At 53.0% G+C, this 19,118-nt stretch carries 13 protein-coding genes; 2 read left to right on the forward strand and 11 right to left on the reverse strand.

The genetic code is table 11. The features are described from left to right. Positions 1–76: 76 nt before the first annotated feature. The 9 genes from aspS to ACZA91_RS15030 form a co-directional block, all read right to left on the reverse strand. Entirely contained in the window at positions 77–1,882 is a 1,806-nt protein-coding gene (aspS, locus tag ACZA91_RS14990) for an aspartate--tRNA ligase (RefSeq protein WP_463183113.1), read from the reverse strand. Positions 1,883–2,291: 409 nt separating this feature from the next. Then, positions 2,292–3,803, reverse strand: a complete 1,512-nt coding sequence (locus tag ACZA91_RS14995) for a GMC oxidoreductase (RefSeq protein WP_463183114.1) — start codon at positions 3,801–3,803, stop codon at positions 2,292–2,294. Positions 3,804–3,936: 133 nt separating this feature from the next. Beyond that, on the reverse strand, positions 3,937–4,464 hold the full coding sequence (locus tag ACZA91_RS15000) for a cytochrome c oxidase subunit 3 (protein ID WP_347278348.1): 528 nt from the start codon (positions 4,462–4,464) through the stop codon (positions 3,937–3,939). A 94-nt stretch (positions 4,465–4,558) separates the two neighbouring features. Then, positions 4,559–6,241: a cytochrome c oxidase subunit I gene (ctaD, locus tag ACZA91_RS15005; RefSeq protein WP_190531078.1), complete on the reverse strand. Its 1,683-nt coding sequence runs from the start codon at positions 6,239–6,241 to the stop codon at positions 4,559–4,561. An 85-nt stretch (positions 6,242–6,326) separates the two neighbouring features. After that, positions 6,327–7,265 (reverse strand): cytochrome c oxidase subunit II, encoded by a 939-nt coding sequence (locus ACZA91_RS15010; RefSeq protein ID WP_463183116.1) that lies wholly within the window; start codon positions 7,263–7,265, stop codon positions 6,327–6,329. After that, positions 7,262–7,879 (reverse strand): DUF2231 domain-containing protein, encoded by a 618-nt coding sequence (locus tag ACZA91_RS15015; protein WP_463183119.1) that lies wholly within the window; start codon positions 7,877–7,879, stop codon positions 7,262–7,264. Before ACZA91_RS15015 ends, ACZA91_RS15010 begins: the two co-directional genes overlap by 4 nt. Next, a complete protein-coding gene (locus ACZA91_RS15020; RefSeq protein WP_463186452.1) occupies positions 7,879–8,376 on the reverse strand; it encodes a DUF2231 domain-containing protein in 498 nt (165 codons plus the stop codon). Before ACZA91_RS15020 ends, ACZA91_RS15015 begins: the two co-directional genes overlap by 1 nt. A gap of 548 nt (positions 8,377–8,924) precedes the next feature. Next, positions 8,925–9,515, reverse strand: a complete 591-nt coding sequence (locus tag ACZA91_RS15025) for a Uma2 family endonuclease (protein ID WP_463183121.1) — start codon at positions 9,513–9,515, stop codon at positions 8,925–8,927. 96 nt (positions 9,516–9,611) lie between these two features. Further along, positions 9,612–10,253: a hypothetical protein gene (locus tag ACZA91_RS15030; RefSeq protein ID WP_463183122.1), complete on the reverse strand. Its 642-nt coding sequence runs from the start codon at positions 10,251–10,253 to the stop codon at positions 9,612–9,614. 32 nt (positions 10,254–10,285) lie between these two features. On the opposite strand from ACZA91_RS15030, the gene ACZA91_RS15035 reads away from it, so the two are divergent. Together ACZA91_RS15035 and ACZA91_RS15040 are read left to right on the forward strand one after the other, a co-directional pair. Next, positions 10,286–11,890: a DUF2079 domain-containing protein gene (locus tag ACZA91_RS15035; RefSeq protein WP_463183124.1), complete on the forward strand. Its 1,605-nt coding sequence runs from the start codon at positions 10,286–10,288 to the stop codon at positions 11,888–11,890. 117 nt (positions 11,891–12,007) lie between these two features. Beyond that, positions 12,008–13,972 carry an FAD-dependent oxidoreductase gene (locus ACZA91_RS15040; protein WP_099532456.1) on the forward strand — a complete coding sequence of 655 codons (1,965 nt, stop codon included), beginning with the start codon at positions 12,008–12,010 and terminating at the stop codon, positions 13,970–13,972. Positions 13,973–13,987: 15 nt separating this feature from the next. Here ACZA91_RS15040 and ACZA91_RS15045 read toward each other — a convergent pair whose 3' ends face one another. Together ACZA91_RS15045 and ACZA91_RS15050 are read right to left on the reverse strand one after the other, a co-directional pair. After that, on the reverse strand, positions 13,988–15,415 hold the full coding sequence (locus ACZA91_RS15045; RefSeq protein ID WP_463183126.1) for a sensor histidine kinase: 1,428 nt from the start codon (positions 15,413–15,415) through the stop codon (positions 13,988–13,990). A 444-nt stretch (positions 15,416–15,859) separates the two neighbouring features. Next, positions 15,860–18,448, reverse strand: coding sequence for a glycogen/starch/alpha-glucan phosphorylase (locus tag ACZA91_RS15050; RefSeq protein ID WP_099532483.1), 2,589 nt, complete (start codon positions 18,446–18,448; stop codon positions 15,860–15,862). Positions 18,449–19,118 lie beyond the last annotated feature (670 nt).

Consider the following 19,118-nt stretch of genomic DNA (forward strand, 5'->3'; position numbering starts at 1 on the left):
CAAACCGATGAAGACCAGAAGCTTCATCGGTTTGCCAGATCCGCAAGGTCGCAATTGAGGCTTTTGCGACACCCTCCTAGGCTGAGGCTTCGGCTTCCGGCTTCTTGGGTTTGTAGGTCGAAGCCACTTGCAATTCCTTCAGTTGCTTGGCTTCCACCGAGGAGGGCGCATCGGTCAACAAGCAGCGGGCCTGTTGGGTCTTGGGGAAGGCGATCGCGTCGCGGATCGAGTCTTCGCCGGTCAAAATCGACACCAGGCGATCGAGACCGTAGGCAATTCCCCCATGGGGCGGCGTGCCATATTCAAAGGCATCGAGCAGGAAGCCGAACTTGGCGCGGGCTTCTTCGTCGGTCAGCCCGATCGCCGCGAACACCTGCTCCTGCACATCCCGTTGATAGATCCGCAGACTGCCGCCGCCGATTTCCGTGCCGTTGAGCACGATGTCGTAGGCCAGGGCGCGGGCGGTTTTCAGATCCGCCAAATCTTCTGGGTTGGGGGCCGTGAAGGGGTGGTGCAGGGCTTCCAATCGCTGTTCGTCGGCGTTGTACTCGAACATTGGGAAATCGACGACCCACAGCAGATTGATCGCTTCGGGATCAATCTGGTTCAGCTCTTTGCCCAGGGCCAACCGCAGGCGATCGAGCGTTTTGTTCACGATCTCCGCCGGGCCCGCGCCAAACAGCAGCAGATCGCCCGATTGTGCGCCCGTGCGTTGCAGCAGTTCGGCGGTGATTTCTGGGGTCAGGCTGTCCTTGAGCGCCCCGATCGTGTCTACTTCGCCGTTGTCGCGCACGCGGATGAAGGCCAGACCCTTGGCTCCGGCTTCCGAGGCGATCGCGAATAAATCCCCACCGGGCTTGATCCGCACATTGGAAACGGCATCGTTACCGCCGGGCACAGGCAGGGTTTTGACGATCCCACCGGCTGCGATCGAGCCAGAAAACACCTTGAACCCACAGCCCTTGAACAAATCCGAGCAGTCCGCCAACTCCATGCCAAAGCGGGTGTCGGGGCGATCGCTGCCGTAGCGATCCATGGCTTCGGCGTAGGTCAAGCGCGGGAAGGGGCGCGGCAGGTCAATGTTCTTGACGGTTTTGAAGATGTGGCAAACCAGTTGCTCATTCAAGTCCAGGATTTCTTCCAGGGACATGAAGCTCATTTCCATGTCAAGCTGGGTGAACTCGGGCTGGCGATCGGCCCGCAAATCTTCATCGCGGAAGCAGCGGGCGATTTGGTAGTAGCGATCGAACCCGGACACCATCAGCAATTGCTTAAATAACTGCGGCGACTGGGGCAGGGCAAACCACTCGCCCGGATTCACCCGCGAAGGAACCAGGTAATCGCGCGCCCCTTCTGGCGTGGATTTGGTTAGGACGGGCGTTTCGATTTCCATGAAGCCCTGGGCATCTTCCAGGAACCGGCGCATGGCCTTCACCACCGCATGACGCAGTTGCAGGTTCTGCTGCATCCGGGGACGGCGCAAATCCAGATAGCGATATTTCAGCCGCAATTCTTCGCGAACGGTTTCGTTTTCGGAGGTGGAAACCTGGAACGGTAGTTGCTTGCTGACGGCGCTGAGGATTTCGATTTGATCCGCCAGCACTTCCACTTCCCCGGTGGCCAGCTTGGGGTTCACGGACTCAGGCGGCCGCTGGGTGACGGTTCCCGTAATCCGCACCACATATTCATTGCGGAGGGAGTCGGCAATTTGAAAGGATTCGGGCAAGTCCGGGTTCGAGGCCACCTGAACGATCCCCGAGCGATCGCGCAAGTCCACAAACACGACTCCCCCGTGGTCGCGGCGGCGATCGACCCAACCGCAAAGGGTGACGGTTTTACCAACCTGTTCGGCGCGCAGTTGACCGCAGTAGTGGGTACGCATGGTGACTCAAAATGGGACTGGAACTTAACTGGACGAATTCAGAACTGACGCGGTTGCTGGATAGGAAAGGAGCTGTTGCTACGACCTAGACAAGGGGCTTAAGCCCCTTGCTCCCTACGATCTCGCACTGGCGGATCAGGGTTTTAGATGATCAATTGCCCCTTGCCCCAAGCCACTCGTGACGGTTGCGTCAGTTCGCAAAAATCTTGACGAAACGCAAATGCGCTGGGGTGCAAGTCCAATATCCTACCCCGATCGCGCGGCTTGGCCCGCTGAGAAATGCCGCGACTTGCCGACAACCGGCGACGGTTTGGCACTGTGCCCGATCACCCAGATTAGATTGTGAAGGATTGTTGCGATCGCCCCGTCTTGCTGCGGGTCATTCGCCCTCAAACTTCGATTCAGCCAGTTAAGCCAGTCGATCGAGCAGGTGATCGCCCACCCGCAGCGCATTCGCAATAATCGTCAGGGCGGGGCTGACGCTGGCACTTGAGGGGAAAAAGCTGCCATCCACCACATACAAATTATCCACATCGTGGGTGCGGCAGTTGCGATCAAGCACGGAAGTCGCCGGATCGTCCCCAAACCGGCAAGTGCCGCATTGGTTGGCCATCACCTGCACCGGAATTTCTCCGCGAGGATGGATTGTGCCCACCGGAAAACCATCAAGTTGCTTTTCTAGGGATTTCAACACATCAATCCAGCGATGAGTAAGGCGATCGTGCGCTTCGGTATTGTTGGGTTGATAGTCAATACAAAGCTTGTGTTGATCTAGGTAAACTCGGTTATTGGGATTGGGCAAATCTTCCGTTTGAATCCACCAACCGATCGAGCGGGTCGCCAGTTGTTGCAACCCAAATCCCGGCATGAATTTCGCCAGCACTGAAAACATCGGCGGCGCTTCCGCAAAAATCACATCGGTTAGCAAGCCGCCCGTATTGTAAATATGACCCATGGGGTAGGGAAAATCCGCATCTCCCCAATAGAAATCATTCACACAAACAGTTTTTTGAAATGCCCCGGAATTGGCTTTGCTGCTGACCTGCACGATCGCAGTCATCAGATTTTTCATGAGGTTGCGGCCCACCAAATTGGAGCTATTGGCTAGTCCTTGTGGGTGACAATCATTAGCCGATCGCAACAACAGGGCCGCAGAGTTCACCGCCCCGCAGGCCAAGACCACCAAATCTCCCAAAAAGAGATAGGGTTTACCATCAATCTCCGCTTCAACGGCTTTCACCAAGCGTCCTGAGGAGTTGGTATGCAAGCCCACGACTTTTGCCTTGGTTTTGAGGGTGACGTTGGGATATTCCACCGCTGGCAACACGCCACTCACTTCGGAATCATTGGTGGGGTCATCGTCCTGGCGAGTTAACCCCAAGGGCAAGGCAGATGGGTGCAATCCTTGCTGGGCGATCGCTCCCGTAATGGCGGCAATTTGCGGATCGGATTCGATTGCTGGAAAGGGATAGTCGCTGCTCCGAAATGGCTCGGTGGGGTCTTGGTCAGCCTGACCATGCACTTTATAAAGCGCTTCGGCAGCGGTGTAATAAGGCTCGAATTCCGCATAGTCCACACACCAAGCCGGTGAAATTCCCTCGCGATGGGTAACGGCAGCAAAATCCTGTTCTCGCCGCCGCATCAGCACAGCTCCATAGATTTTGGTGTTGCCCCCGATCGCGTAGTTCATTTGGGGCGAAAAGGGTTCGCCCGTGTTGTCGTACCACTGTTCCGGCGCGTGATATCGCTCGCGTTTAAAAACATCCACATTGCTGCGATTTTGTTCTTCGAGGGGCATAAAATCTCCCCGCTCAAGAATCAAAATACGCTTGCCGGTGGGTGCTAATTTATAAGCCAGCGTCCCACCGCCAGCCCCAGTACCAATAATAATCACGTCGTAATGGCAATCATCAATAATCATAATTAGATCGTCCTGACTACTCAACGATTGAAACGATTGCTTACCGATTCACTGGCATTGCGAAGGGGTTGCTGGGCGATCGCTCATCTCATTCCAAAATCGCCGATCACCCTCATCTTGATCGGTGTTTTGGTTACTGCCAGATGTAAATCAACAGGAACAAAATAATCCAAATCACATCCACAAAGTGCCAAAACAATGAGGTCGAAGCCACGCCAAATTCGCCGCGATCGTAATTACCCGGAATGAACGATCGCACCAACATGATCAGTTGCAGCAACACACCCGCAAAAACGTGCAGACCGTGGAATCCTGTCAGCAAATAAAACGTGCCGCCAAACACCCCATCGGTGAACCCAAAGTCTAAGTGACTCCACTCGATCGCCTGGCCATACAAGAAGTAGCTACCCATGGCGATCGTCAGCAACCAAAATGCCCGAAAGCCCCAGAGCTGCTTAACGTGCAAATAGCGCTCAGCTAGATAAATCGTGAAGCTGCTAGACACCAAAATGACCGTGTTGATAGCTGGCTCGCGCACCTCCAAACCCAAAACACCTTCTGGTAACCAGGTTTGGGCAGTGGTTTTGTAGACAATATAGCCCGCAAAGAAGCTGAAGAAAATAACACTTTCAGACAGCAAAAAAATCACAAAACCAAACATTTGGTCGCCGGGGGATCCATGGCTATGGGCCGCATGGTGTGCGTCATCATGGGCCTCCGCAATTCCCGGCAATGCATCGTCTCGCAAGTTCGTTTCAGTTGGGTTCATGGGCCACCTCTAATTCGTCGGGATTAGACACCAAGGGATCAGATTTGCCATAGCCATAAGGCTCAGAAACCACGATCGGGAGTTCCTCGAAGTTCTCAACCGTTGGCGGCGAAGACAACAGCCACTCCAGCCCGATCGCCCGCCAGGGATTTTTGGGCGCTTTTTCACCCTGCACCCAAGAACCAATCATGTTCAAAATAAACGGCAGGGTAGACATCCCCAACAAAAAGGCTCCTAGGCTAGCCACCACATTCCAAAACGTAAATTCGGGATCGTAAGACGCGACCCGGCGCGGCATCCCTTGCAACCCCAAAGGATGCATGGGAAAGAAGTTCAAATTAGTGCCAATGAAAGTTAGGGCAAAGTGCAATTTCCCCAGCCCTTCGGAATACATGCGCCCGGTCATTTTGGGAAACCAGTGATAGATTGCTGCATAAATTCCCATCACCACTGCGCCGTAAATCACATAGTGAAAATGCCCCACCACAAAATAGGTGTTGTTCACATGGATATCAACCGGAACTGCTGCCAACATAATGCCGGTGATGCCTGAAAACACGAACATCACCAGCCCGCCCAGGGCAAATAGCATGGCTGTGTTGAGGCGCAATTTACCCCCCCAAATGGTGGCAACCCAGGCGAAAACTTTAATCCCCGTGGGCACCGAGATCAGCATGGTTGTGGCCATGAAAATCATCCGCATCCAGCCCGGTGTGCCACTGGCAAACATGTGGTGAACCCAAACAATGGCACTCAAACCCGTAATAATGAGGGATGAAATGGCAACTACTTTGTAGCCAAAGAGGGGCTTACGGGCATAGACTGGCAAAACCTCAGAGAAGATGCCAAAAATCGGCAAGATAATGACATAAACGGCCGGGTGAGAATAGAACCAGAAAAAGTGCTGAAACAGCACCGGATCGCCACCTTTGGCCGGATCAAAAAACGTTGTCCCCACGGTCAGATCCAACAACAGCATCACCGCGCCAGCGGTCAAAGCGGGCAGACCAAACAGTTGAATAATTTGGGCGGCTAACACCGTCCACACAAAAACCGGCATCCGAAACCAAGTCATGCCAGGGGCGCGCATGCGGGCGATCGTGGTGACAAAATTCACCGCACCCATAATCGACGAAACGCCGGAAATCGCCACCGCCAATAGCCATAGCATTTGACCATTGATCAGGTTGCCCGTGGGATTTTGAAGGCTGACAGGTGGATAGGCCCACCAACCGGCTTGGGCTGGGCCGCCCGGCACCAAAAAACTCGCCATCAGAATCGTGCCGAAGACAGGCACCATCCAAAAGGCGATCGCATTCAGCCGAGGAAAAGCCATATCCCTTGCGCCAATCATTAGGGGCACGAGATAGTTTCCCAGACCCAATAGACAAGGAAATGTCCACAAAAACAACATCACCGTGCCATGCATGGTGAACATGGCATTGTAAACGGTGCGATCGACCAAATCCGCTTCCGGTGTGATCAATTCGCCCCGAATAATCATGGCAAAAATGCCACCTACTAGAAAGAAAAAGAAGGAGGTTACTAGGTACTGAATCCCAATCACTTTGTGATCGGTGCTGAAGCTAAAAAAACGCTTCCAGTCATTGGGCGTACCGGGCATAGGTGGCTGAGAAGCGGCGATCAATTCGGTAGCAAGATTGGTCATAAATCGGTTGGAGGAAACTATTCTGAAATGCCGAGATCTTTGCTCAAAGCCTGGTGAAACGGAGTTGAGCGAAAACGACTAATGGCTAACTGGTTCCTTTGCCGGGATAGTTCACGAGGGGCGGCGGCGCTGGCTGAACCGTTTGCCAGCCAGTGCGTCCACCGGGGGAGCGCTGGAATTCATCAAAGGCTTGGTTATAGGCGGCGGTGGGCTGTTGGTTTGCCGCATCCGTCAGCCATTGTTGATAGGAATCAGAGGATTCCACTACCACATCGGCTTGCATGGCCGCAAAGTAAGTGCCGCTGTACTGAGAGTCGCGCAAACGATATCGACCTTCGCGGATGGGCGTAAATTTCAGGGTAATAGCACGCCCTGGAATGATATCTTGCTTCACCCGAAAGGCTGGAATATAAAACCCGTGGATGACATCTTCCGAGGTGAGTTGCAAACTAATCCGTTGGTCGGCTGGCAAATGCAATTCAGCCGTAGTGACTTGCCGATCGGGGTAATAGAATTCCCAAGCCCATTGTCGAGACTTCACAGCAATCATAACCTCTGGATTTGCGATCGCATTGCTATCGCTTGATTCAGCAGCAACCGGGGCGATCGCTGGAGCCTCTGATGCCATATCATGTGCCATTGATTCATGCACATGCTCCATGGGGCCCAAGATAGAAATGCGATCGTAAATGTGGTAGCTGTAGCCAGCAATTCCAACGACGAGGATGAAAGGAATCGCCGTCCAAACTATTTCCAACGTGACGTTTCCTTCAATGTGCGGGCCATCGCTGGTGTCATATTTACTAGCTTGTTGAAACAGCACCACATAGACGATCGTTCCGACTACGCCTAGGAAAATGAACGTCCCGATCGCCACTAAAAAGCTGAATAGGCGATCGATTAGTTGGGACTCCGCCGAGGCTTGGGGGGGAAACCAGGTATAGGACTGCTCTCCCATCCACCAACTGATGAGGGCCAGTGCGATCGCTAGGGTTCCTAAGGTGAGGATGGTGCGAATCTTCATGGATTGAATGATTTCAAAATGAGGTTAGGATTTTCACCCAAATCCAACAGGCGATCAGCGGTGATATGCACACCAAATTCAGCGGCTAATTGTGCTCCTAAAGTTCCATGGACAAACATCAAACCGAAGATGATTAGCCCCACTAAAAGATAGCTCCATTGCACTTGGCGCGATCGATCTTTCAGCCAAACAAATCGCTGAAATCCTCGCCAAACGGTCATGCCCACAATTAACAGCAACAGGACAACGCCACCCACGCCATGCCACAACATGGTTTCCATGGCCTGCAAACCCCAGGCACTTTTCACATCTGCCGGTGGACGAGCCAACAACATTTCATAAAAGCCCGCAGCCACCGTCAAAAAGGTGACGATCGCCCCGGCCAGCATGTTGTACCAGCCCACATCAAAAAAATTGGAGCGCGTGGCGGGAATCGCTAAAAACTTAAAAACCGGCTTTTCGAGGGGAAAAAAAACGCCAACAATATCAAAGGCGATCGCCACAATAAACAAGCCCAAGGTCAAATGCACCAAGTTGGGATGAATCGGAATTGTGTAGGGTAATCCATTGATCCCCAACTGATTTTGTAATTGCTCAATCAAATCATTATTCATTACAATAATCCCTCCCGCACTGCCTCAACCACGGGCACGGTATGAAGTCCATAGACCCAAACCAAAACATCACCCAGATAAATTTGGAAACACACGATTACGGTCATCAAAACTCCCACCCCTAAAAAAGCATTAGGCAAGGTTTTTGGATCGCGCGATCGCAACACATAGCGCCAAGCGGTCATTGCTGCAATAATTCCCGACAGCGACCAACCCAGAAGCGTGTGCAGATTCAAAGTAGCTTCGGCAGCATTGTAGGGTTCAGCTAAGCCCGCTTCGATTTGCCCAAAAATGATGGCAATAAAGATCGAAATGGTTGCAAAAAACAAATTCCACCAGCTCACTTCATAGAGTCGTGGATTGCGAGTGAAGTAGGCAATACCATCGCATAAAACCGAAAATAACACCATCGCAATGACAAAATGCACCACGATTGGGTGCATCGTATCTGGATAAGGCAAATTATGATCGTTGAGCGGGGGGAGATACTCCAACATATTGGTCAAAAGTCTGTCAATTGATTGAATATACCGGTCTATTGGTCAATAATTATCATAAATTTCGCGATTTAGTCACTATTAACATTGTCACCAATAGCAACGATATTTCATGAAGGAACAACCGTTTACGAGCCGATTTTTCAAAATCCGATTACCCGACGAAACACCATTCATGAAGCTGACAGCCAGTGATGATAAATTCATCAAAAACTGACCGCTGCGTGTTGATCAAAGGTTTCAAAGCGAAAAGGTATTTTGTAAACTGGGCTACTGTTTAATTGAAATGAATGCTGACCATTTCGCCTATTAGTTTAGTGGATACATAGGAAATGTCAGTAAGTTATACTGGTTTTTTTAAGATTGTTATCAAAATTATTACCAATTATTTCACGGTTTTCAAAAATTTTTTTGAAAGTTGAATTCCAACTTGCTCATTTTTCTATAGATCTTCTTTCTGTCAATTCGTGCAAGAGGTCTAGTCATTCACTAGCCTCTGAAAACTTCCAATTCTGAAATCAATCACCAGAGAGAGGAACTGGAATTTTTTAAATTTCAAGTAGTTCCGGAGGGGTCTGATCAAAAATTACATCTTCATAAAGGCGATCGAACCCGGCTCGATACTTGACGGTTTCCAAAACCAATTCCGCCTCGATGCTTTCGTAACTTTCCAAGATCCATTGGCCCGCTGCGGAGCGCTGAAAAATATCTACTTGGGGCTGTTGAGCAGAAATTAAAACGCATTCTCGTAGGCTGTTGAGATGACGATAGGCGGCAAACTTGCGTCCCCGATCGAAGGCTTCTGTGGAATTTGATAACACTTCCACAATCAAACAAGGGGCTGATTTGTAAAGTGGTTGATCGCGATCGCCCGGATCACAAGTCACCATCACATCGGGATAAAAAAACTTCGTGTCCTGATTAATCTGCACCTTCATATCCGACATAAAGACACGGCAACCAGTTCCTCTCAGGTGCGATCGCAGTTCGCTTGCCAAATTTAGCGCGATCGTCGTATGCGCATCTGTACCACCGGCCATGGCATAGGCTTGCCCATCGAGGTATTCATGCCGAATATCGCTTTGGGCTTCAAGAGCCAAATACTCGTCAGGGCTAAGGAATTGGGGAGCAGCAATCATGATTGTGGAACAATCGCGCAATTTTTCCCAGCATATCGTAACTATCTTGGGAAAGTAATTAAGATTGATTGATGAGTCATCATAGACAACTTTCAATTACTGAATGTAGCCTGTTTTGGCCTGGAGGGCATAGTTGCGAATCACGGAATTTTGCGTGCCGGGACTCATTAACCAGCGCTCCAAAATGGCGACGGCTTGCTGATCATGTAATGCCCAATGACCTAATCCATGAATTGCCGAGACGATCGCGTTGCCATTTTTGCGATCGAGAGCGGCACTCATCACCTCCAAGCTGGCTGCAATCACCGATGGAGAAGCACTGCCAGGGTAAACCACAAACAAATCCCAGAACATATAGCACAGAAACTCTAGGCGATCGCCCGCTTGAATCGCCCCAATTTCTTGGATCGATTGACTCGACGCAAAACAGTATCGATCAAAATAGTTTTGATAGAGATAGTTGAGGTTCTGAATGCCCTTAATGATGCGAGATTCTGAGCAGCGCAAATAGCAAAAGGGCAGATCGCTACAGCTATTAAAAAAAATGTAGTTCAAGCCGAAGCCAATTTGATTGCGGGAAAATCGCTGGTGAATTTCCGAATCAACCAAAACCTGATCAATGTAATCAAAGGCGCGATCTCGTGGCAGTCGATCAAACTCGGGACTCATCTCAGCACAAACGGGATCGGCTTGTTCCGGCTGGCCAAAGAGTTGATCGCGCCATTGTTGATAGTTCATGGGCGGGAGCGGCTGAGGAATGGGGCGGCGGCTTGATCGATTCTAGCCATGGCCCCCTGCGGACGGGCCGGGCGGTGGTAGGCTGTTGGCGATTTGTGCCGCAGGAACCCGAGATGCGATCGCCCCGCTGGACATCTATAACCTGGATCTCTAACTGGATCGCCACCACAGAGATTGCCGGTTGGTTTCGATCGATCCCCCGATCGCTCTGGTGGTCGATGGGCATTTGGGCGATCGTGCTGTTGGTTTGCAGCGTGGTGCGCCACGAGCTGTTTCAATCAACGGCCTTTGATTTGGCGATTTATGACCAAGTGGCCTACCTGATGGGGCGCGGCGAAACGCCGTTTTCCACCGTGTCGGACATGCACCACATGGGCAACCACGCGGCCTACAGCTTCTTTGGGGTGGGGCTGCTCTACGCCATTTTTCCGAGTATTTACTGGCTGTTTTTGGTGCAGGCGATCGGGCTGGCGGCGGGGGCGATCCCCGCTTGGGCGCTAGCGAAACAGGCGGGGCTGAATCCGGGCCAATCCCTGGCGATCGCCTGGGCCTATTTGCTCTATCCCGTGGTGTTCAATGTCAATTTGTTTGACTTCCACCCGGAGGTGATGGGGATCGCGGGGCTGCTGGGGGCGATTTGGCTGGGGCGAGCCAACCGGCCGATCACCTTGGCGCTGGTGTTGGTCTGGGTGATGGGCTGCAAGGCGGTGCTGTCGATTACGGTGGCAGCCATGGGCGCTTGGTTGTTGTTGCTCGATCGCAAACGGTGGCCCGGTCTGGTGGCGCTGGCGATGGGGGTTGGTTGGTTTGTGGTGGTGAACCAGGCCGTGATCCCCGCTTTTAATCATGGCCTGAGCCACGATGCGATCGGGCGCTATGCCTACTTGGGTTCTAGTGTTTCTGAGGCGGCGTTGAATCTGTTCCTGAAGCCGCAAGTGGTGCTGGGGAAGCTGTTCTCAGGGGACACGCTGATCTATTTGCTGCTGATCTTGGGGCCGTTGTTGCCTTGGTTCGGGGGCGGCCGGCTGCGGGCCTGGGCAGCGGCAGCTCCGGCGATCGGGTTGAATGCCCTGTCCACGGTGGCCGAGCAGCGGGATTTGGTGCATCAATATTCCCTGCCGATTTTGCCATTTTTGCTGGTGGCGGCGATCGATAGCTTGGCTAGAGGGCGTTGGGATTGGCTCGATCGCCTGGGATCAATGGGCGATCGGCTCCGTAGTTGGATCGCCAGCGGACGGGCCATTTGGGTTTGGTCACTGATTGGCTTTTTAGCCCTGGCCAAATTCGGCTATTTTGGCTCCATTTATTTGGCGGAACTGGACACTTGGGCGGACAGTCGCGCGGCGATCACCTTGATCCAAACCCAGGAGCGATCGATCCCCGCTAGCCAACGGGGCGGCATCCTCACCACCGCTGATTTGGGGCCCCACCTCAGCCACCGCACCATGCTGCGCCAAACGATCGCCACCGCGCCGCCGCCCAACTGGGGCGAATACGATTGGGTGTTGCTGAACCTGAAACATCCGGGTTGGGGCAGCACCCATGAGTTTGCTCAATCATTGGATCGGGAATTGCGATCGAATCCGGCCTACAAAATCGCCTTCGATCGCGGTGGGATCGTCCTCTTTCAGCGCTAGCCTAGTACGAGCGCGTCGCCAGTCAGCATTAATTTCCGTAATTTCTGTGATTTTCGCGGGCGATCGCACCCTTTTCCATTCCCCTCGCCTTTCGGCAACCAAGGATAAGACGGCAACATGCAGCGACTGATTGGGTTGTGGCAACGGTTTGGACAAGTGACTCTGGGGCTGGGGGTTGTTGTGGCGGGCGCAACCCTGGCCGCGTTCGATCGCCCCGATGCCATCAACTCACAGTTGCCACCGCCGAACGATCTGCAACCCCTCAGCGTCACCCCGGGCCCCGCCAAGGACTTGGCCAACGAACTCCGGATCACGGCTTCCTTTGGCAGCAACGGCCGGCCCGTATTGTCGCCCCTGCCCCAGGCCCAAGAGGTTTGGCAATGCGAAGTGGTAGTGGTGGGCGGATCCTTGGGGGGCGTGGGGGCCGCCGTTCATGCCATGCAGTCGGGCGCACGAACCTGCGTGATTGAGGTGTCGCCCTGGATTGGAGGGCAAATTAGCACCCAAGGCGTGTCGGCGATCGATGAGTCGGCGGACATGATTTTGGCTGGGAACCTCTCGGAAAGCTGGAAAGCCTTTAAATCGCGCATCTATCGCCAACCGGTCAAGATTCCACGCTGGGCCGATCGCAACCAGCCGATCAAAACCGTGCGCGAGGTGGATAGCTGCTGGGTTGGTTCCCTATGCTTTCCCGCTTCGGCCGGCGATGTGGCCGCGCGAGAGGCGTTGGCCGCGGCCGCCCAATTGGCTCCCGGCAGCCGCTGGAGCAGTGCCACAGCCTTCAAGGGCGCAGCTTTTGATGCAACGGGCCACAATATTACGGCGATCTACGCAGTGCGGCGCACACCTCGGGCGGACTATGTGCCCTCGGGGCGCTTATCTCAGGAACTGCCGGCTTGGTATTCCTGGAACAGTGACGACACATTTCGGAAAACACCCATTCGCCTAGAACCAGTGCCGGGCAAGCGATTCACGGTGATTGATGCCACGGATACCGGTGAGCTGGTGGCCTGGGCCCGTGTGCCGCACCGGTTGGGATCGGAATCGCGCCGCACCTTGGGTGAGCCGAATGCGGCCAATTGGGACAATCCCCAATGCACCCAGGCCTTTACGTTCCCCTTTGTGGTGGCGATCGCCAATGATGAGGGTCGCAGCCTGAAGCAACTGGGCCGACTGCAACCCACTTTCCCCAAGCACGAACACCAACGCACCTTTTCCCTCTGGGGCTTTCCACCCTTTCTCGATCGCAGCTTTTTCAAATATCGGCGGATCGTGAGTATGCGGCTGGATAATCGAATTACCGGCAAGCCCAGCCCCGGGGACATGGCCATGATCAATTGGGGCTATGGCAATAACTGGAACCTGATGAACCCGCCTTTGATCCTGACGGGCGATCGGCTGATGGATACGGATCAGTACCGCAACTGGATGGGCGGCGTTTCCACGGAAGCCTTGCACCACGGCGAGGAACGGGCGCTTATTTTTTCAGAATGGGTGCTAAAAACCCTGGCCACAAAAGAATTTCCCCTGATGCATTTGGCGGGGCCCAACACACCGATGGGGACGCGATCGGGCTTGAGCCTGATGCCCTATATCCGTGAGGGGCGACGCATTTTGGGCCGCAGTGCCTATCGCCAAAATGCCTTCATGATTCGGGAAAACGACGTGCATCGGGGCATTGAGAATATGCGCGACTTTTCCGCCACCTCAATCTCCATGGTGCATTACGACATTGATATCCAGGGCTGTGCCTATCGCAACTGGGAAGACCCCGGCGAGGCCACCAACGCCAGTGCGGATATTGCCCATGTGCGCCCGGTGGCTGTCCCGATCGAGGCACTGATTCCTCGGGGCGTGGATAATTTGTTGATTGGTGGCAAGGCGATCGCTGTTTCCCACATTGTGAACGGGGTCACCCGCATTCACTACAGCGAATGGAGTTCGGGGGCCGCTGCTGGTTCGATCGCTGGCTGGTTGCACCGGCAACCCAAGAGTTTAATTGCGGCCGAAATTGTGCCCCAAAATCGGTTTTCCTTGGTGCGTGAACATATGAAAGCCCAAGGATTGCGCTGGTGGTGGTAAGCATAAAACAGCGTCTTAGGACGTGAATGAGCCTGGGGGCGGTGTTACGGGAATGCGAATAAGGAAAGTGCTGCCCTCGCCGGGTTCAGAGGTGCAAATCAGTTCGCCCTGATGGCGATCGACAATGATTTGATAGCTGACGGAAAGGCCTAAACCCGTGCCTTTCCCGATCGGCTTGGTGGTGAAAAAGGGATCAAAAATATGCTCCATTGTTTTGGAATTCATGCCCAAACCACTGTCCGTGATTTGCACCTCAACCCAATTTTGATCACATAGGCGCGTGCTGACCTGAATACTGTAGGGAATTGCATTGCCGGAACGAGGGTGCATCAATCCCCGCTTGAGCTGCTGGTGATAGTCCTCGATCGCATCAACCGCATTCACCAAAATATTCATGAACACCTGGTTCATATTGCCCGAATAGCACATCACATTGGGCAGCGAACCATATTGCCGCAAGACTTGAATTTCAGGGCGATCGTCGTGGGCTTTCAAACGATGACCCAAAATGGTCAGCGCACTGTCTAAGCCATCATGCAGATTTGCCAATTTCAACTCTGCTTCATCCAAGCGTGAAAACGTGCGCAACGACTTCACGATTCCACAAATCCGGTGAGTGCCCAACTTCATGGAATTCAAAATATCCAAGAGGTCGGATTCCATGAAATCCAAGTCGATTTCTTCAATTTTGGCAGCAATTTCCGGTGTTGGCTGGGGATAGCTTTTGCGATATAGCTCCACCAACTGCACCAGTTCTTTCGTGTAGGTTTGGGCAGGGCTGATATTCGCCGCAATGAAATTCAAGGGGTTATTAATTTCGTGGGCAACGCCCGCCACCATTTGCCCCAGGCTCGACATTTTTTCCTGTTGCACAATTTGCGCCTGGGCCGCCTTCAAATCCGCCAGGGCTTTTTGTAGCTCATCGTTCCGTTGCCGCAGGGCCAGTTCTGACGCTTGCAGGGCCTCTTCAATGCGCTTGCGATCGGTAATATCCGTGCGCACTGACAAATAGCGCACGGGTTTTCCTCGTTGACTCACAATTGGCACAATGATGGTGTAAACCCAATATTCAGATCCATCCTTGGCACGATTTTTAATTTCGCCGCGCCAGATTTTCCCCCGTGAAATGGTTTGCCACAGTTCCGTGAAAAATTCCGCAGAGTGATGGCCAGAGTTCAGAATTCGATGATTCTGCCCCATCAGTTCCGAGAGTTCATATTTTGAAAGCTTGCAAAAATAGTCATTGGCATAAATGATCTGACCCTTGTGATCGGTAATGGCCACGATGGCTGTCCGATCGATCGCATATTCCCAATCGCCCAACCAAGCATCAAAGGTTTTATCATCCCCTTCTGCTTTTCCACCCAGACTGTTGGCATTTTGGAGATCATGAAATGCATTTGCGTTGATATTAAACGCAGTAGCATTATTATTAGTAACCATGACTGATTCCTGAGAACAGTGCGAATTAATATCCAATGACCGAGCCTCGTTTTTAGGAAAGAGAGTGCAGAATAGGTGATGAGCAGTGTAATTAATGCTACAAGGCAGGTCTTGATAATGTTCAGACGATGTAATTAATGCTACAAGTCAGATATGGATAGAATTGGATCGATGTTTGGATCGATGTGCTGAAAGGGCTTGAACTGACTGTATTTGATGAAAACTATGAATGTCGATTATTTTAATGAACAATTAATAGGAGATCATTAGGAGATCATACTGATTTTCTCTATGAATATTTCTTGTTCTATTTGAACTTTGCTTAAACCTTTGGTTTCAAATTTGGATTCTATTCCCATAGGCATAAAACGACAAAACACCGCCAAATCTTGCGATCGGGCGGTGTTGGGATAGGGAATATCTTCAAGAGATCAGTGGGATCAGCTAGGCATTGTTGCTGACTTTCAGACCGGCATTGGATTGGGAATAGGTCTCCAGGGACACGGGCACGGGCGACACATGCCAAATATCGCGGCAATATTCCCGAATGGTGCGATCGCTGGAGAAGCGACCCATCCGCACGGAATTGAGAATTGAGGATTTTGTCCACCATTCCCGATCGCGATAGGCCTGATCGACCTTGCTTTGGGCTTCAGCATAGGCACGGTAGTCCGCCAAGACCATGTACTCATCCCGATAGAGCAGGGCATCGAGCAGGGGGCGGAACAGCTCCCGATCGCCCCGGCTGAATTGTCCCTCAGCGATCGCATTCAAGACCCCTTGAATTTCCGGATCACCGTAGTAGTAGCCCATGGGATCGTAGCCTTCGGCCTTGAGGGCCACCACTTCCGCTTCCGTGAGTCCAAACAGGAAGAAGTTGTCGGGCCCCACGGCTTCGCGAATTTCGATGTTTGCCCCATCCAACGTCCCGATCGTCAGGGCCCCGTTGAGCGCAAACTTCATATTTCCCGTACCAGATGCTTCCTTGCCTGCCGTGGAAATTTGCTCCGACAAATCCGCCGCCGGATAGATGCGCTGGCCCAAGGATACGGAATAGTTGGCCACAAAGGCCACCTGCAACCGCCGGGCGATCGAGGTGTCGTTGTTCACCACCTCCGCCACACCGTTGATCAATCGGATGATCAGCTTGGCCAAGTAATAGCCAGGGGCCGCCTTGCCCGCAAAGATAAACACCCGAGGATGCAAATCCATGCTGGGATTTTGCTTGAGCTGTTGGTAGAGCGAGATCACATACAAAATGTCCAGCAGTTGCCGCTTGTATTCGTGAATTCGCTTCACTTGGATATCGAAAATGGCTCGGGGATCCACTTCCAAATCGTTGTACAGCAACAGATAGTCCGCCAGTTCCCGCTTGTTGGCCTGTTTGATTTCGGCCCAGCGGTGTCGGAATTCGGGATCATTCGCCAACGGCTCCAGAGATTGCAACAACTCCAGATCCTTGACCCAGCGATCGTCCCCAATTTTTTCCGTAAACAGCTTGGACAGCCGAGGATTGGCCAACAGCAGCCAACGGCGGGGCGTTACGCCATTGGTTTTGTTCTGGAACTTTTCGGGCCAGAAGGTGTAGAAGTCGTTGAGGACGTGCTTTTGCAGCAAGTCCGTGTGCAAGGCCGCAACCCCATTGATCGCATGGCTGCCAACGCAGGCCAGATGGGCCATCCGCACCATCCGCTCTGGATTTTCTTGAATCAACGACATCCGACCGGCGCGGGCTTCGTCGTGGGGATATTGCAGCCGCACTTCGTCCAAGAAGCGCTGGTTGATTTCGTAGATGATTTCCAAGTGGCGGGGCAAGAGCCGCTCGAACAGGTTGACGGGCCAACGTTCCAGGGCTTCCATCAACAGGGTGTGATTGGTGTAGGCCAAACATTGGCGGGTGACGTGCCAAGCGCGGTTCCAACCCAGATCGTAGCGATCGATCAGTAGCCGCATTAGTTCGGCCACGGCGATCGCGGGGTGGGTGTCGTTGAGCTGAATGGCGATGCTTTCGTGCAGGTATTCCAGTCCCCGCCGTCGATCGCGCCGGTAGCGGTTGATTGCGTCTTGCAGGGAGCAGCTCACGAAGAAGTATTGCTGCTCAAAGCGCAGTTGCTTCCCTTGGGCCGTGTTGTCGTTGGGGTAAAGCACCTTGGAGATGTTTTCCGACAAAATTTGGTCGGCCACGGCTCCGGTATAGTCACCCCGATCGAACACCTGGAAATTAAACTCTTCACTGGCGCTGGCTTTCCACAGGCGCAGGGTGCTGACGGTGTTGTTGTTGTACCCCGCGATCGGCACATCGTGGGGCGTGCCCAAAATGCGTCGGGCCGGAACCCAGCGACAACGACCATGGCCATGCTCGTCCACGTACTGTTCCGTGTGTCCCCCAAAGCCCACTTCCACGGTCAATTCCGGGTGACGAATTTCCCAGGGATTGCCGAACCGCAGCCATTTATCGGGCCGCTCCACCTGGGCCCCATCTTCGATCCGCTGATCAAAGATGCCAAATTCGTAGCGGATGCCGTAGCCGATCGCCGGAATCTCTAAGGTGGCTAGCGAGTCCAAAAAGCAAGCCGCCAGCCGACCCAAACCGCCATTGCCAAGCCCCGGTTCTGGCTCCAATTCCAACAGGTGATTGAAGTCTAAGCCAGCTTCCGTAACCACCTGCTTGGCTTTTTCGTACATCCCCAGGTTGAGCATGGTCTTGCCCAACTGTCGCCCCAGCAAAAATTCCGCTGACAGGTAACAGACCGTTTTCACGTCCTGTTGCATGTAGGTGGTGTTGCTGGCGATCCAGCGGTGTAACAGGCGATCGCGCACCGTGTAGGCCAGCGCCATGTAGTAGTCAAAGGGCGTGGCGGTGAGTTCGTTTTTGCCTTGGATGTAGTACAGGTTGTCGGCAAAGGCACGCCGCAACGTGTCGGGGGCCATCCCGGTGCGATCGTCCTCCACGTGAACGGTAATCGGGCAGTAGTTTCCCTGAATGTCAAATGATTCCGTGTAATTCGAGAGCGGTTGTCCGGTAGAGGTCATAGGGGCGGCGGTGGGTAAAGAAATCAGGTGAGAGGCCGAACGGCCGTGGGGGCCAAGGGGACGATCAGGCATGGGCAGGGAGCCGGAACCGGCCCTGGCACTGCCCAAGGGTCAAGGGAAAATAGACTTGATCCCGATCGTAGCGATCCCCACCGGATATCCAAACTGCCTATCAACTCAATCAACCAGTGCAGTGAATCAAACCTTTGGGGTATCAACCTTCGGAAATCTCAATCTTAGGAAATCTCAATCGTGGTGATCGGGTGTGGCGATCGGGGTTCCCGATCGAGGCCCGGATTAACCAGGGCGATCGAACAGGGCGATCGGGTCGGAGGAGTCACTGGCGCTGGCTGACTGTTTTCTAACTGGATTGATGTTGTCTAATTGAGTTAGTTGATTGTGGCCAGTGGAACCCATCACCCCAAACCGGGTCTAGGGGAAAGTAACACCCAAAAGCCGGGTCTGGGAAACTCAATGGTGCGTGGGGAGCAGTTGATAACTGAAGTTATTGGCTTGGGTTATGACCCCACTCCTCAAACAAATGATGCGGATCAGGCCTTGGGATGCACTCTAACCTCGTCTTGCTTGGAAAACTAGAGCTGTGGTCAGCTCTGGCAGTCCGCAGGGAGTCAGCGGTTGATCATCCTCAGGTTGAGTCCTAGTCTAGCCG

The organism is Limnothrix sp. CMB-01 (assembly GCF_055193175.1).